This window comes from Legionella quinlivanii (genome assembly GCF_900461555.1).
GTDB classification, from domain to species: Bacteria; Pseudomonadota; Gammaproteobacteria; order Legionellales; family Legionellaceae; genus Legionella_C; species Legionella_C quinlivanii.
On the sequence record NZ_UGOX01000001.1, the window covers coordinates 172,612 to 188,954 of the forward strand.

Below are 16,343 nucleotides of genomic sequence, written 5' to 3' on the forward strand. Positions count from 1 at the left end.
AGAGTTCTTGCAGGTTTTTAAGGAGGAACAGAATGTTGGTTTTCTTACTGAGAACAGTATCCCTGGTGTTGCTTTTAGTTCGAGTGGCATTATTCGCCGCTATTCTGTTATTTCTGATTCCCTATCTGAAACAATGGAAACCTGAATGGGCGAACAATCAATATGTGACCACGCTTGAAAAAATTGAACAGCCGATTTCAAAACCGATTGATTCAGTCATTACCAAGTTAGTTCCTCCTAACAAGGAGCATGACCTGACCGGTTTGATTAAAATCATTGTATTTCTGATTATATTATCCAACATAAAATACCTGCACAAACGCATTAAACGCTACTCTTATTATCTCAAGCAGAAAAAAGATTTGCTTGCCTGGCGAAGCCAGAACAAAATTGCTCGAAATAGTAGTTTATATCTTGCATTGGAAGAAAAACTCGAGCAGATTAATAGTACTAAAAACAAAAGAGTTTCTAAGAAATTGTATCAGGAGTTCATGGCTCTTAAAAAGAAACTGGAAGCAATGTCGAGGTATTTTGCGTTTCTGTCCATCGATGTGGTGAATTCTACCGGCATGAAAACGAAAGAAGATCGCTCCCTTATTCAACTCGATTTTTTACGATTTAAGAAAATGGTGCAGAAGAATCTCGATGAAAATGGCTGTGTGAAATCTGCCTGGACCCCTGATGGCGTTATGGCGTGTTTTAACACGGTGGATAATGCAGTGAATGCTGCGCAAGCTTCTATAATTCAATTAGAGCACTTTAATGCAAAGGTTAAGCAAATTTCCAGGGATTTCGCGGTTCGTTGCGGGATTCATGCCGGTGTGATTTATTATGATGAGCGTTTGCCCCTGGAGGAGATAACCGATCAGGTTATTGACATAGCAGGCCACATGCAAAAGCATGCTGAGCCGGGTACCATTGCTATCTCAAAGACCTCAATAAAACCATCCGAGGACACCAGCGGTTTTGTGAGCAATGGGAAAACAGTCGATGATTATGAAGTGTATCAATGGAGTGCGAAAAGGGGGCAATCGACAAGCGCCTTCGCTGCAAATGGAGCTGACATCCCTCCATAAAGTAATAGTTGGACTAACAGGTAGGCAAATATGTCGCTAAAGATGACTTTTCTGGGAACAGGCTCTGCATTTACAGTGGGAAGTAATAATTTTCAATCCAATGTATTGCTTCAATTAAATGGGGAAAGTCTTCTAATTGACGCGGGTTCTGATGTCAGGTTTGCCCTGTATGATTTAAAAATCGATTACCATAATATTCGCAGCGTTTATATCAGTCATTTGCATAGTGATCATATTGGTGGACTGGAGTGGTTCGCTTTAAGTACTTTTTTTGATCCGCAATATCAGGGCAAGCCCAATCTGTTTGTTTCTGATAGCGTCGTGGGTGATTTATGGTCAAAGTCTTTGGCAGGGGGCTTAAGTACTCTACCCAATCAGCGAGCCAGTTTACAGACCTATTTCAATGTTCACTCGATCAACAAATATGGAACATTTGTCTGGGAAGGGATCACATTCAAGTTAATACAAATGATCCATGTATTTAATGATTATTCTTTAATGCCTTGTTTTGGTTTAATGTTTGAATACAATTCAACTAAAATTTTCTTTACTGCCGATACCCAGTATGTGCCTGATCAGATGATGCTTTTCTATAAAGAAGCGGATATTATTTTTCATGATTGTGAAACACAGAGTTTTCCTAGCGGCGTGCATGCTCATTATAAGGAGCTGGTCACTATTCCGCCGGAACTTAAGCAGAAAATCTGGTTATATCATTACAATCCCGGCCAATTACCGGATGCCAAAAAAGATGGGTTTTTGGGATTCGTGGCCAGAGGCCAATCGTTTATTTTTTGAAGTGAATTAATTTATTCCGGATTGCTAATAATTTCTTAAGTTTTTTTTTCTATAATAAGGGTAGTGTTTCAAAGGTTTGTCCTTATTATGCCTCCTATATTGCCCGTTTTTGATGGTTATGACAAAGAGCAGTCGAGCTTTTCATATCTATTGCAAAACTGGCGTTTTCTCAGTGGAAAAAGCGGCGGTGCCAATGACGGCGGTAAACATGGCGGCTTATACCAGGTTAAATCAGAAGAGCAGCAAGACGTCTTAGTGTATTTAAAAAAAGACCCACAGGAAGACAAGAATATCTGTGAAGTATTTGCCAGCCAGCTAATGCGCTTCATTGCAGAGGAAACCGGCGAAAATCCAGACATTATTGCCAATGTGGATTATGTTCCGACCCGGAATGAGGGCGTGTACATCGCATCAAACGTATTCACCGGATACCGTGATTTATTTTTAGATGCTCATCTTGCCTATAATTTGCCTACAGATAAGCCGCTAAGAGCCCAGGTGCCTAATTGGGAGGTCTTACCCAATCAGCGTCCTTCCTATTTTCAGCACGATGAAGCCATCGATGTCATGATTCAGTCGGGCCGTTATCGTGATTTAACGGTAGGCCTTGCTTTAAGAGCTATTCCAGACGATCCTGATTTGCATTACGAAAATATCGGCGCTGTTCCCATAAAACGTTCAGGTTCGGAAAATTATCTCCCTATTATTACGAATGGCCGCTATGAAGGGTTCGTACTCTGGACAAAAGTTCCCGATAACTCCAAAAGCTATGAACCAGTCAAAATTGGCTCTCAGACTTATTATAAGCAACAGGTCCATCAATATAATGCTGAGGCCGAGGAGCTACAGCCAGTTGACGGCATACCTAATCTTGAAACGGTTTCAGATAAAGTCCTTGAATACTGTGTCGAAACGAATGGCAAACCTTTTATTATTCCAGCAAGAAATAATACACGCGCCGCACATATTGACTTTGGCGGGTCTCTGGGTGATTTTCGTTTGCTTAATCGGCATTTGGATGGAAAAATCCATGTTAATAAGCTTCTGGATCTTATCCGTTATCGTCCCTCACGTTATGGGCCGCCCGCTTATCATAAAAAACTGCCAGTCGCTCTGACGGAAGGCAATGAATTTTTTCATGTTTTAGCTCGATTCTCCACGATCCATAAAAACAGATTGAGTGATAAAATTACAGCCGAAATTGACCGGGCGATAGATATCTATAAAGATAAGCCTGAGATTTTGATTTCATTTGCCAAACGGGTTGGGGCTCCTGTACCAAGAGATGCCAGGACCAATCTGCCCGCATTAGGCGATTCAATAAAAACGTTTGTTTTAGAGGATATGATTTCAAAGCAGGAGCATGCAAAGACTCTGTTTTTAAATCACTTCTGCCGTTTACAACGCTCCGAGCAGGTTAATTTGCTCAATATTCTGCAACCAGATGTCAGTCGTCTGCCATTAAAGCGTGATCAGATCTTATATGCCTTCTACCAAAATATATGGCAGGAAAATGAAGAGTTGTTTATCGCCCTGCAACAGATTGATGAACTGATGCTGCCCAGTGAAATCTGGACGCAGAAGAATACGCAGACCCAGGAGCAGCTACTGGTCATTGGCACCCGATTGGATGAATTTAAATCTGTTCTTCATAGTCGGTTATGTAATGCTTATTTTAAAGATAATCTCAAAGGTGAGTCAAAACGCATTGGTGAAATCGTTGCAGAGACCGCAAAGTTAATGTCGGCTTTCAGGGTACAGTATGACCGAGTCAACGATTCTCGTCTGGCCCCCGAAGTGCGCCTCGCAGCTATTGACGAATTCATTGACTCAGTGAAGAAGTTTGAGAAGGAAACCATCAAACCCAGCGGTAAACAGCAATTTGCCATCGCAGCCAGTGTATTAGTGGGGGCTTTATTGGGAGCTCTTATCGGTGCGGCTGTCGGTTTGGTGACCGGGGCGCTGGTCGGTACTCTGGTAGGGAATGTGGCTGGAGGACTCGCTGGAGCGAGTGTTGGCGGTGTGGTCGGTGCCGTCAAAGGCGCAGGCTTGGGGACGGCTATTGCCATGGGAGTAGCCGCATTGTTTTTTGGCAGTGCTGCCGCCTTTGGCGGAGGGGTTGCAGGACGTTCGCTTTTCTTTAGTAAAACACAGCAAGCTGCTGTCGATCTATCACAAACCACGCAAAACCTCTTATTTCAGCAAAAGAAAGCAATTCTTGAAAATCTGAAAGCAGGGGAACTCTCAGATGACCCTATGATTACGCCTGCGCCTGGAGGCACTTGATTCCGCGGTAAAAACCCCCCTTCTGCATCTGACTTGACTCCGTACTGTGATTGCGTACTCTATATTACTAATTACAGAGCATAATCAAACAAGGGCAGGAATGAATAATAGTCCAATTAAAAAAGCGGTTTTGTATCGCATGGTCATGGAACAGCATGTCTGCCCGTATGGCCTTAAAGCGAAAGATCTATTAAAGCGTCAAGGCTATGAAGTAGAAGACAATTATTTAACAACGCGTGAGCAGGTCGATGCATTTAAGCTCAAACATAATGTAAGTACCACGCCCCAAACGTTCATTAATGGTAAGCGAATAGGTGGTTATGACGATTTACGGGTATATTTTGGAAAGAAAATAAGAGATCCAAAGGAAAAAAGCTATCGCCCTGTTATTGCACTTTTCGCCGTGACGGCACTCATGGCAATGGCAATGAGTTACGCTAGCTTTACTAATCCGTTTACGCCACATGCCTTAGGCTGGTTTATCGCTTTTAGCATGTCAGTCCTTGCTTTGTTAAAACTACAGAATATCGAAAGCTTCTCCACCATGTTTTTAAACTATGATCTGCTAGCCAAGCGCTGGGTTCCTTACAGCTATATTTACCCATTTGCAGAGGGCCTGGCAGGGATATTAATGATTGCGGGCGCCTTAAACTGGCTTTCTGTTCCAATTGCATTATTTATTGGAACTGTAGGGGCTGTTTCAGTATTTAAAGCGGTATATATCGACAAGCGAGAACTTAAGTGTGCCTGTGTGGGAGGCGACAGTAAGGTCCCTTTGGGGTTTATTTCGCTCACTGAAAATTTAATGATGATTGGAATGGCTTTATTTATGTTAATTATGTAATTCACCAATAAGAAAATCCCCTCCCAAGTTGGGAGAGGGCAAGGTCATTGCCATTAAGTTAAGGAATTGTTTGTTATTCATGCGCCAGCGTGGGCGTGCCTAAACGTAAGAGAAAATCCCCTCTCCCAAGTTTGGGAGAGGGCTAGGGTGAGGGTTGATTTTAAACCCCTCTCTCTAACTCTCTCCCCTGAGGGGAGAGAGGATTTATAGGAAAAATCCCTTAATGAGTAATCTCCTTCTGGCCCTTATTTTGCAAAGACTCTCCCAGACAAAGCGCCATAAACGCAATAAAAAAGTATCCCGACCCTGAGTAAAAAAGCAGAGAGTCAGAGACATTGCCTACCGCAAAGACAAGCAATAGTGCTAAAGCCGTGAAGCGATATTCTTTTAAACGATTGGCGGCACTAAGCAGTCCCAGATAAAAGGCAGCAAACAGTAGAATACCTGTCAAGCCGAATTCAACGGCGATCAGCCAGTATTGGCTGTGGGGTTCCAGTAACCGCCGATCCCAGGAGGGCACTGGTTTATGCATTTTGAATTGATAGGTAAAGCTTGCAGTTCCATTACCAAACAAGGGATGTTGTTTGAATAACTGTTTAGCGAAGTTATGAAACTGTAAGCGATAACCTACCGACGTATCTTTATAAGCGTGGTAATAATCAAGCTCCGCTTTCACCTGGTGAATCCCGAAATTCATTGCCGGGCTTAATTTATAACATACAGCAAATAATGCCAGAATCAGAGTAATCGCTATCAGGGCTTGTTTTCTGCTAAAAAGCTGGCAGGCAAGGGTCATCATCAAAAGAAAATAAATGACATAGCCTGTGCGGCCTGTGCTTATAAAAAGTACCTGGTAAGTGCAGAGCAGATAAATCAGGGCATACGCATAGCGGCCTGTGGTCTTGCGCTGAAAAAAGTAATAAGCGGATAGATAGGCCGCAAAAGACATCATAATGCCGGTCATAATATGGTTACGGAAAACCGCATCGGCATTAACCTTGCCGCCCGGAATGACATTTTTGGATTGTAAAATGGATAAAATGCAGGTTAAAAGCATTCCTGCCAGAAAGGCATGTACTGCTTTTCGGCGGGTGTCCGCTTCCACAAATCCCAAGGTTAACAAAGGCAAGTAGACAAATTTACTATATTTTTCAATGACCAGCAATTTTTCTCCCCAGCTTGCAGGGCTCCAGAAACTGGCCGCCAGTGCCAAAGAAAACAGGGATAACGCAAGCAAACTCCAGGGTTTACGAAATATAGCCGCCAGATTATCACGATAATGAGGAGTAAAAATAATTGAAAGAACAGCCAGCCCCAGGAAGATACTTTTTGCTGTTGAACTTAAGGGTTCAACAAAGAATAAGCCGATCAAAAAGAGGGGGGGCAGATTATAGGTCGACAGTCTCTGCCAGGTAGCTTGCAAGGTTTGCATGGATAATCATTTCTATTGGAAAAGACCGTATTGTACTCATTTTAAACCGGGAAATCGATAGAGACTCTAATTTACAATCCCTCTCTCTAACTCTCTCCCTGAGGGAGAGAGGATGGAGTGAGGATTTTCTTCGCATAGCGCAACTAACAAAATTACCTCTCCCAGCTGGGAGAGGCCAGGGTGAGGCTTAAAGGCTTTCTAAAGTGATTGCTGAATTGCCTGCGCTTGTTGTAAGTGCTGGCTTACGTGAGCGCGTGTTCTTTCCAAATGAGCGCGCAGCATCGGATTAACAGCCTGTTGCATTAATTTATTATCAATCAGCTTTAAAGCTTCGGCGTGCCCCTTCACCATTGCTGCTATATAGGCTTTGTCGAAAGCAGGACCATTCAGGCGTTTTAGCTTGGCAAGCTCCATTCTTCCCTTGTATTTTAAAGTCTGAGCGACAGGGCCGTTGATTGGAGTAATTCCTGTGCGTTGTGCAACTGTTTCAGTGGTTGACAGGTTAGCACCATGTTCTCTCACCATCATTTGTCCGAAATTCCTGACCGAAGGATTGACTGCTTTTGTTTCTGCGAGCTGTCCTGCAGCAATTTCATTTTGATTTAATGCAATAAGTCCGGCAATTATTTTTCCATCGGTTGTTTTTTGTGCGGCTGTCATTGGAACAGGCGTGCTGTTTTCCAGATAATCTGTTGAATTCATACTGCAGGCTGAACTAAAAATAATTGCACTGCTGAGTAACGAAAATTTAATAAAGTTTTGCATGATTTGTCCTTGATGATTAATGCAAATAGTAAAGCTACCTGATTCTCTGACAAAAGAATACTAGGGCAATGCACTATTGCCCTAATAAGAGACCAGCTAAGGAGTTTCCAACAGATTTAAATTCTGAGGGCCCGCCCCCTGGTCAGCAGCTGATTGTGGCTTGCTTAGGCCAGGATGAATGAACTGATTCAGCTTTCCTGCCAAAAGCCACATAATCGCCCCAATGACCAGAGTCACCACGCCAATTCCAGCAAACACATTGGTGTAGATGTCCAGGGAGGCTATTCCGGGTTTGACATGTTCTGGCAAGGCGGTCAGCGAGGCGACCGATGCGCCGATAAAGCCCGCTACCGAAGAAGTAAGAAACCACATCCCCATCACGAAGCCGGCGATTCCGGCAGGCACAAGTTCGGCAACCATTGCCACGCCCAAGGCAGAAACCAGTAGTTCGCCAGTGCTCTGGAAGAAATAACTGATAATCAGCCACCAGGATGAGACAATGCCATTGCCATCATGCGCGAAGCGGGCAAAATACAAGAGCCCGAAACTGACTCCACAGCAGAGCATGCCCAGGGCAAATTTGTAAGGTATGGAAAACGATATGCCCTGATGATGCAATTTGCCATAGCACATTGCCAGCACCGGGCTCATTATAATAATCCAGATGGGATTCAATGCCTGAAAGCTCTGAGGGTCGATACTTAGTCCTAAGAGGCTGGGAACGACATTATTCACGGCAAACAAGTTTAAAGAGGTGGGCATTTGCTGATAAAGGGTAAAAAAGACAATAGCTTCCAGCATAAGAATAAACGCCACCAGCATGCGCATAAATCCGGCTTTTTGCTCGCGGCGCATATAAATAAAATAGATTCCCACGACCAGGGCAGTTACGAGCCACACCAAGTCTTGGGCAATATTGACATGCTGCAAAAGATAGGCGGAAGCTAACGTGGCAGCGACAATGCTAGCCCCTATAGTAAGCCACTGCCAGAGCGGAATATGTTTAAGCTCCGCTGGTGTATTGATGTGCGCCACATGTTTTCTTTGAAAAAAATAATTAGCCAACCCCAATACCAGGCCTATGAAGCTTGCGAAGTAGGCATAGGAATAACCGTAACGATGGGCAAATACAGGTCCAATAAATAAGGCAACCGTTGAGCCTAAATTAATTGCCATGTAATAAAGTGTGAAGGCGCCATGAAGGCGCGGATCATTTTCCGTATAGCATTTCGCAAGCAGGCTGGAAGGGTTGGCCTTGAAAAGCCCATTCCCCACACAAACAAGCCCCAATGCCAGAAAAACAGTTTCGCTATCTGCAAGCGCTAATGACAAATAGCCCAGAGAAAGAATAATCAGGCCGAGAATAATAGTGCGCTTCGTGCCGAGCACCTTATCACCCAGGAAGCCGCCAAAAGCGACCATTCCATAAACCAGTGCAGAAAACGCACCAAAAGTATAATAAGACTCGGTTTCGTTAAAACCTAAAAAGCGAATAAAATAAAGTGTTAAAATTCCCTGTACAGTGTAATAACCAAAACGCTCCCAAATCTCCAGCATGAAAATCATATGAAAAGCCCGGGGTTGCTTCCGAAACAGTTTCAGCATGTTGATCAGTCCTTTGCCTAGATTAATTGTGTGAGTGGGTTCGGTATTTCATACCGCTGTTTGAACGCACATCTATCTAAGCTATACGAGTTTACCTGAGTTTGCAATACGCCTCGCAAAGTCTGGAACCGGGCTGTTTATGCTGGACTGCCGTTTAATGATAGCCGTTTTTGGCTTCTTCCTTCATCCCTTCCTGCTCGGTATCCTGATCTCCCTCGCTGCCTCCAGAGTTTTGCCGCTCAAGAGCCTCGGAAAGGGGCTGGAAATCGAAGTTGCGTTCTTCAAGAGCGGTTTTTAATGGAGCAAAGCCCATGAAATCCTTGATCTCGTGGGGAGTTATATCCAGCTTGTTTTCGATTATGGACTGCTTTGCCTGCTTGAGCAAATTGAGTGCAGAGTCCATGCAATCAAAATCCTCCAATAAGTCGCTAACCTGGTCTTTATTCATTTTTTCAGGGCTTTCATTGAGATGAACTGCAATCTGATTAAAGATTTTTAATATATCCCTTTGATTGGAATGCTCGATTGCATTGTCCAACTCTTGCTCTATCTCTCCAACCCAATGAAGGTGCTCCAGTTTGCGCTTTAACACAGCAGGCGAGTTGGGGGCTTCAAGACTCAACTCGGTTTGTAAGGTGGAGCTTAAGATGAGTGAAGATTCATTATCAGGCAGGTCAGGCGTCTGTGTTAATTGTGATGCCGATTCAAGCTGATCCCGCTTACTCTCCTGCAGGAGCTCTTGTTTTTCATTTTCTATATCGTCATCATCAGGTGTTTCTGCCTTGTCTTCGGCTGCGTTATTTTTACCGGTTATTTTTTGCCACCCCAGTTTAAGCAGAGGAATGCCTACTCGGCCTAACACATATAGCCCGCCCGCCAGTGCGCTTCCTGCCACAATACCAAGACCTGCCGGCGGAAAAAACAGACTTAACACCATTCCTGCGATAACAAGAGAGGATAAACCTATTCCGACGACCTTATCGACAATCCCCATTCCTCCTAGCCGTTTAAGCTTCTCTTCTCGTGAAAATCGGCGATCGTGCAAGCCCTGCAGCGATTTTTTAACCGCTTCATAATCCTGATCCAGCTTATCAATATGGCGGGATAACTGCTTGGCGGCCTCTTCATCCCCTGAATCGATAGCTGCCGTGAGTTTGCGCTCAAATAGTTCAGCCTGCTCCTGAATATTCTTAAGATTTTGTTCTTCGAGTTCAATGGCTGTATTAATCGATGCGATCTCTTTTTTTGCTGCGTAGATTGAATGGAGATGCTTTCCCAAGGTCACAAAACTAAGACCTAGCGCCATCACTGCTGCGGTCATTGCGATGATTGGGGCAATGGGGGGTATTGCCAGTGCGGTAATGGCCAGGCCAAGCAGAGCGGCCGAATAAAGGAGGCGGGCATTTTTGGAGAGGCTTATCGGAGGTTTTTCACCTAGCATATAGGCTGCCAGATAAATCAGCGGGATTCGTATAAAATCAATTCCGGATAAAACCGCGTTGCCAATCTGAAATCCGCGGCTGGCACTCTGCACAGGAGCTGAAATATTGCCCGAAACCATCGCCAGTTTGCTAAACGCATTTCCAGCGCCGTCCACACTATGAAGAAACCCGGAAAATAAAGGAATTCGCTTAAGAGCTTCCAGTACCAGGGCTTTTTTCCGGGGCGGTACCGGGGTAATGCCAAGCGGTTCTCTGATCCGCTGCAGCTTGTTCAACTTCTGCTGCCAGGGATTAGTCGATGTTTCGATTTCGGTTTCTTTCTCTTTCATAATTAATTACCCGTTATTGTCTTTAATATAGCAAGTAATCATTAACAAAAAATGATGCCAATTCATTTGAGGATAGAAATTTCAAGTTCTTACTTGCCATCATTGCATGCTCTCCTCTATATTCCTAGCAGGATACCAATAAATAATAAGAACATGGCAAAAGTAGCCCTTTATCTGGCCGGTGGCGGTGCGCGTGGCGCTTATCAGGCCGGAGTGATTAAAGCAATTGCAGAAATCCTTAATGTAAGAGAATTGCCTTTCGCGATGGTGAGCGGCGTTAGCGTCGGCAGCATCAATGCGGCGGTGCTGGCAGAAAATGCGCAAAACTTTCTCGAAGCAGCAGAGAAGCTGGAACATTTGTGGAGCAACATTTATTGCCAGCAGATCTTTAATGCCAGTAATTATGCGCTGAGCAAATCCGTTTTTCGCAATGTCAGTAACCTGGTAATCAAACAAAGACAATCTGGTCACTTGTTGGATACCAGCCCTTTGCGGGAGTTTATCAGCAGTAATATTAATTTCTCGACTCTTAAGGAAAATATTCTTAAAAATCATTTGGGTACAATGGAAGTTATTACCTATTGTTACGATGCCCAGCAAACGATTTCCTTTTATCAGACTCATGCGGATGGATTTGAAGACTGGCATTATCCACGTCATATCAGTGAACCTGCAACGATTGAGATGGAGCATATTTTAGCCTCAAGCGCTTTACCTCTGTTTTTTCCAACCACTCGTATCGATAATTTCCATTATGGCGATGGCAGTATGGGGCTGGTTTCGCCCTTACGCGGTGCGATTCGTTTCAAGGCCGAAAAAATATTGATATTGGGAACTCGTCAATTGCCTGTTTTTCATCATGAAAAATTACACAATGGCGAAATTGGTTTTGCCAGGATTCTGGGTAGTATGCTCAATGGACTGTTTTTGGATAATCTTGATCGTGATATAGAAATGGTTAATCGAATGAATGAGATTTCCAAGCTGCTGTCGCTGTGGAAAAAAAGAAATGCGCCCTGGCGGGGGGTGCAAACCTTACATTTGCGGCCGAGCACTGATATCGGTGCGATTGCACAGGCCCAATATAATACAATGCCTTCTCTACTGCGCCTAATGTTAAACATGCTAGGGGCTAAAAGCCATTCAGGAGACTTGTTAAGTTTCCTGTTATTTGAAAGCCCCTTTACTCGCGAACTGTGGAAAATGGGCTACGAGGATACCTTTGCTTCAAGGGAAATTGTGCTGGAGTTTTTTGAGGATTGAATACTCCAGTCATTGGATTTTAACCTGGTTGCCGCGCAGCATCTCCAGTACCGGCTGTGTATCCGGTCTGACTCCATGCCAAATCGAAAAGGCCTCCGCGGCTTGTTCAACCAGCATTCCCAATCCATCGATTGCCTGGCAATCTTTGGACTTAGCCATAGAAACAAACGAAGTATCCGCTTCTTTTTGATAGGACAAATCATAGCAAAAGGGCTTTGCTGACCATAAAACCTCGGGAAGGGGTATCGCTTCCTGCAAGGTACTGCTTGACGTTGCGTTTATAACGAGATCGAAAGCAGTACGCAAATCTCCCCGCTGAAGAGGATCGATATCTGGGAAATCACTGGCTAATGCTTTTAGCCTTTCCGGGCTGCGGTTATAAACTGCCAGCTGCTTTATTCCCTGCTCAAGCAAGGGATAAATGATGCCGCGTGCTGCCCCGCCTGCTCCCAGAATCAGAACGTTCAGTCTGTCTAAAACAAGATGGCGTTTTAAATCATTGATTAAACCAATGCCATCTGTATTATCGGCATGCAGCTGGTTATGTTTTTTCCATAAGGTATTTGCTGATCGCGCTTTCTGGCAGCGCTCGGTGCTTACTTGAGCCAGTTGAAAAGCATGCTCTTTAAATGGCAGAGTGACATTCATGCCATTCCCATTTCGCTTGAAAAAATTAGAGATTTGCTGTGCGAAATGTTGCTCATCGCCCAGTAGCCGATGATATTCCAGATTTATTCCGAATTGTGCTGCGAATGATTGGTGAATAGCCGGCGAGAGGCTATGGGTGATGGGCTTGCCGATGACGGCGAACTGCAAGGGAGTCACTGCTGTTCCTCTTAAAGAACAGCCTGGTACTTAGTACGCAGGCTGCTACAAATTAAACTCAGGCTGTTTTCCCTGCCTTGGTTTGGGCCACCAGATAATCCAGGATTTTAAACAAACGCTCTTCGCTTTTTGCCATTTGCAAATCGATTTTATATTGGCCATTCACGATTAATGCCGGTACTGCGTTAACCCGGTATTTAGCCATTAAGCCATTGCTTTCGCCTACTTTCATATCAATAGTGGTTGAATGCGTGAATGCGCTTTCGGCAATATCCTTATCGACTCCTTGAGAAATAAAGAAGTTTATCATTGCCTCATTAGAATTTAATGGGGTTTTATCAATTTGAATTGTCTTGAATAAAACCGGATTGAGCTTATCGCCTAAGCCTAGCAGATGGCTTGCGTAGTAGGCTTTGGCATAAAATCCCCAATCGGGTTTGAAGACCACCGGAACCCGGTTAAATTTGATCGTGTTACCTTGCTGTGCCACCCATTTTTCAAGATTAGGTTCCAGACGATAGCACCAGGGGCAGCCGTAGCTGAAAAATTCAGTGACTTTGACCTGGCTGCTGGCTTTGGGTGAAGCGGATTCAAGTACTTCAAAGTCTTTTCCAGCGGTAAAATCTTCTGCAAAGCCCATGACGGGGAATAACAGAATTGATAATAAAAGCGCTTTTAACATAATAATTCTCGCATTTAATCAAAGTAAGGAGCAATGGCTGCTATTGTACTCCGAAACAGGCCAATGCTCCAATTGGAAATAAATACAGCCTCTAGTGCAGCCCTTGAATATAATAAGCCACTGCTTCCATATCCTCATCGCTCATACGCTTGCTGATATCCTGCATGATGTGGTTGATATCGTTGCTGCGTTTCTTGTTTTTAAAAGCCTGCAGCTGTGCAATCGTATAGGCAGCATGCTGTCCTGATAAGAGAGGAAAGCCGGCTTGTCCATTGCCTGTTCCCCGTGGACCGTGGCAAGCGATGCATGCGGTAATGTGCTTATCGAAATCCCCGCCTCGGTACAGTTCTTCTCCGCGTTTTACATAGCGTTTAGGCACTTTACCAAGCGCTACCGGTTGTTTTGCATAATAAGCGGATAGAAGCTCCATATCCTGTGGGGTCAGAGTGGCCGCGATGCCGGTCATACTGGCATCGGCACGGGTTTTACCCGCCTTGTAATCCTGCAGCTGCTTCAATAAATAATCGGCATGTTGGCCGCCAAGATTGGGCCAGAGCGGATTGTTGCTGCTGCCATTTTCCCCATGACAGGCAGAGCATAAGCTGATTTTTTCTGGCCGATTCTGTGAAGCTTCGGATTCCGGAGCCGCAAAACCAGTGGAGAAAGCCAACAGCATCGCAGCAAGGATTATTTTTTTCATATCGCACCAAAGACTAGTATTCTGATTTTTAGAAGTTCACTGTATCTATTTAACGAGCAATGAACTTAAATTCCCTATCGCATAGGATAATGTTACACTGCCTCGGCAAAAATCCCAAAATGAAATTCACAAGATGATAAAGAATCCCTATCAGCAGGCCGTTTTTTTGAAAAGCGCCGCACGTGTCAATCAGTTACCCGACGATGAAGGTTACGAGGTAGCATTCGCTGGCCGCTCCAATGCAGGCAAATCCAGTGCGCTCAATTGTTTAACCGGCATCAGGCAACTGGCGAGAACCAGTAAAACCCCGGGACGAACCCAGCTGATTAATTTGTTCAGTCTGGATGAAGAGCGTCGCTTGGTCGATTTGCCGGGCTATGGTTTTGCCAAAGTGGACTTAAAGACTAAACAGGACTGGCAGAAAAATCTGGCGCATTATCTCGAAGTTCGTAAGTGCCTGAGAGGTTTGATATTGCTGATGGATTGCCGGCATCCTCTGAAAGAACTCGATCAGATGATGATTAACTGGTCACTGGATCGCGAGCTTCCCGTGCATATCCTACTGACCAAATCGGATAAAATCAGCAAAAGCGAAGCCAGAAATACCTTGCTGAAGGTGAAAAAACAATACGATTTAATGCCTGACCTGATCACGGCTCAGACTTTTTCCAGCCTTAAGAAAGAAGGGGTAGAGGAGTTGATTAAACAATTAAATCAATGGTATGGCCTGGCCGATCCTCAGAACGAGTCCTCTTAAAACCCCTCTCTCTAACTCTCTCCCCCGAGGGGAGAGAGTATTAAGAGAAATTCTCTGAGAGAAAATCCCCTCTCCCAAGTTGGGAGAGGGCTAGGGTGAGGGTTGATTTGATATATAAATATTCTTCTAACTGTATCTAAAACCAACACTCTCTTCACAATCTTCCAGGGGAGGAGGAACGTCCAGATCACCCGCCGCAAACGAATGCTTATAAAACAAAAAGGACGCGGGATCTTTTAAGAAGAAACAACTATCTCCCTGCTTGCATTTGCTAATCAAGGCACTCAAGGAAGAACCGCTTTTGGGAAGGTTATCTTTATCAAGGGAATGAGCTTCCAATACGCATCGCAAACTTTGCAGGAAGTCCAGACGTTTGCCAGCATCAGCGTGATGACTGGTCGGGAGCTTGGTCAGGAACTCAAGGCAGTTTATTGCCCAGGTGACTGATTTCTTTTTGTCAGAGTAAAGTCCTTGCAGAGCATAATGAGCCACCTGGCATAGAGCCAATGGGTATCCCTGTAGTGCAGCCTTTTGAACTTGCAAGACCGCCTTATCGCCTAAATATTTATATTGTGCCTGTAAATGGGAAAGTCTGAAATGTTCTTCTGCGCTTTGTGCTTTAGTGGCCAGTAGATCAAACAGACTGGTGAGTTCTGCCCGCGTTTCAGCTGATGCGCCATATAGTTTAAACTGCTGCTCAACACGCTCAGCAAGCTGAGCGAATGTCTCAGGGGTTCTATCAGAAAAATTAAAAATATCCTGACTGAGCTGTTTTCTCACTTCCTGAGGGGCCGGCGTTCGAGTAGATGTCGTAGCGGGTCGCAGGCGAGTTGAGGCCTTGGGGGTAATAGCAGGCTGAGGCGGTTTTAAGGTTTTTTGCGAGGGAGCATAGACTGGATTGTAAATCGTGATGTACTCCCCATTAACTTCCTTCGGCCAGAGCGATTCCGGTTTTGTTATGTCATGTGTATTACGAGGAGTACGTGTACTGTATTTGACCATTGGTGTCAGGGAAATGATGTTAACTTTAGAAAATTTGCTATCTTTGGCAATGAAATGAAAGCCTTCTTTGCCAAAAGAGGCTGATTCTTTTTCTTTAGACAAATAGCGTTCATTCAAGTTGGCCTCGACTATCATGTAGTACATGGTGATACCATTTTGATTGACAATTTTATCCGCTTCACTCGGGTCCAGACCGACCTGACGCCTGACCGATGAACAATATCGTGATAATACACCAGCAACCTCTTCCAGGCTTATTGCTACTGTCAGTTGTTTTTCCGAGAAACTCGCATAGTCGGTTTTAAGTCCGATGGACACATCCGATTGGCTTTCAGAGAGGTTGTGTAATGGTACAGGGACATAGACCTTGCGGTTTCTTGTCGTTTCAGGGGGGAAAAAAGAAGATAACATATTCTGCTTCTATCAATTCAAGCTGGACGCATTTTATACTATTTGCCCATCCTTTACAATTCAATGGTTTGGGCAAATATCACGACTAATTGAATAAATATTCACCACAATTGATCGCACTTGTCT

14 protein-coding genes are annotated in these 16,343 nt (G+C 44.3%); 6 read left to right on the forward strand and 8 right to left on the reverse strand.

Going from position 1 to position 16,343, the window contains the following annotated elements; genetic code table 11:
• The first annotated feature begins 32 nt into the window (after positions 1-32).
• The 4 genes from DYH61_RS00770 (at position 33) to DYH61_RS00785 (ending at position 5,004) form a co-directional block, all read left to right on the forward strand.
• Entirely contained in the window at positions 33-1,076 is a 1,044-nt protein-coding gene (locus tag DYH61_RS00770; protein ID WP_058506779.1) for an adenylate/guanylate cyclase domain-containing protein, read from the forward strand.
• 30 nt (positions 1,077-1,106) lie between these two features.
• The gene (locus DYH61_RS00775; RefSeq protein WP_058506778.1) at positions 1,107-1,874 is read left to right on the forward strand and encodes an MBL fold metallo-hydrolase; all 768 of its coding nucleotides are present in this window, start codon (positions 1,107-1,109) and stop codon (positions 1,872-1,874) included.
• An 87-nt stretch (positions 1,875-1,961) separates the two neighbouring features.
• Positions 1,962-4,160, forward strand: coding sequence for a glycine zipper family protein (locus DYH61_RS00780; protein WP_065236118.1), 2,199 nt, complete (start codon positions 1,962-1,964; stop codon positions 4,158-4,160).
• 100 nt (positions 4,161-4,260) lie between these two features.
• Positions 4,261-5,004 carry a MauE/DoxX family redox-associated membrane protein gene (locus tag DYH61_RS00785; protein WP_058506777.1) on the forward strand — a complete coding sequence of 248 codons (744 nt, stop codon included), beginning with the start codon at positions 4,261-4,263 and terminating at the stop codon, positions 5,002-5,004.
• Positions 5,005-5,224: 220 nt separating this feature from the next.
• Here DYH61_RS00785 and DYH61_RS00790 read toward each other — a convergent pair whose 3' ends face one another.
• From DYH61_RS00790 to DYH61_RS00805, 4 genes are all read right to left on the reverse strand, one after another.
• Entirely contained in the window at positions 5,225-6,436 is a 1,212-nt protein-coding gene (locus tag DYH61_RS00790; protein WP_058506776.1) for an O-antigen ligase family protein, read from the reverse strand.
• Between the two features lie 198 nt (positions 6,437-6,634).
• Positions 6,635-7,201: a DUF4142 domain-containing protein gene (locus DYH61_RS00795; RefSeq protein WP_058506775.1), complete on the reverse strand. Its 567-nt coding sequence runs from the start codon at positions 7,199-7,201 to the stop codon at positions 6,635-6,637.
• Positions 7,202-7,297: 96 nt separating this feature from the next.
• Positions 7,298-8,806 carry an oligopeptide:H+ symporter gene (locus DYH61_RS00800; RefSeq protein WP_058506774.1) on the reverse strand — a complete coding sequence of 503 codons (1,509 nt, stop codon included), beginning with the start codon at positions 8,804-8,806 and terminating at the stop codon, positions 7,298-7,300.
• Positions 8,807-8,960: 154 nt separating this feature from the next.
• Positions 8,961-10,577 (reverse strand): hypothetical protein, encoded by a 1,617-nt coding sequence (locus DYH61_RS00805; RefSeq protein WP_058506773.1) that lies wholly within the window; start codon positions 10,575-10,577, stop codon positions 8,961-8,963.
• Between the two features lie 153 nt (positions 10,578-10,730).
• Here DYH61_RS00805 and DYH61_RS00810 point away from each other — a divergent pair, with 153 nt between their 5' ends.
• Positions 10,731-11,840, forward strand: a complete 1,110-nt coding sequence (locus DYH61_RS00810) for a patatin-like phospholipase family protein (RefSeq protein ID WP_058506772.1) — start codon at positions 10,731-10,733, stop codon at positions 11,838-11,840.
• Between the two features lie 9 nt (positions 11,841-11,849).
• On the opposite strand, the gene aroE is transcribed toward DYH61_RS00810, so the two are convergent.
• From aroE to DYH61_RS00825, 3 genes are all read right to left on the reverse strand, one after another.
• On the reverse strand, positions 11,850-12,665 hold the full coding sequence (aroE, locus tag DYH61_RS00815) for a shikimate dehydrogenase (RefSeq protein WP_065236117.1): 816 nt from the start codon (positions 12,663-12,665) through the stop codon (positions 11,850-11,852).
• A gap of 58 nt (positions 12,666-12,723) precedes the next feature.
• Entirely contained in the window at positions 12,724-13,347 is a 624-nt protein-coding gene (locus DYH61_RS00820) for a thiol:disulfide interchange protein DsbA/DsbL (protein WP_058506771.1), read from the reverse strand.
• A gap of 91 nt (positions 13,348-13,438) precedes the next feature.
• Entirely contained in the window at positions 13,439-14,047 is a 609-nt protein-coding gene (locus DYH61_RS00825; RefSeq protein WP_058506770.1) for a c-type cytochrome, read from the reverse strand.
• 133 nt (positions 14,048-14,180) lie between these two features.
• On the opposite strand from DYH61_RS00825, the gene yihA reads away from it, so the two are divergent.
• Entirely contained in the window at positions 14,181-14,804 is a 624-nt protein-coding gene (yihA, locus tag DYH61_RS00830) for a ribosome biogenesis GTP-binding protein YihA/YsxC (protein WP_058506769.1), read from the forward strand.
• Between the two features lie 126 nt (positions 14,805-14,930).
• Here the strand turns inward: yihA and DYH61_RS00835 are convergent, their stop codons facing one another.
• On the reverse strand, positions 14,931-16,217 hold the full coding sequence (locus DYH61_RS00835; RefSeq protein WP_058506768.1) for a hypothetical protein: 1,287 nt from the start codon (positions 16,215-16,217) through the stop codon (positions 14,931-14,933).
• Between the last annotated feature and the right edge of the window lie 126 nt (positions 16,218-16,343).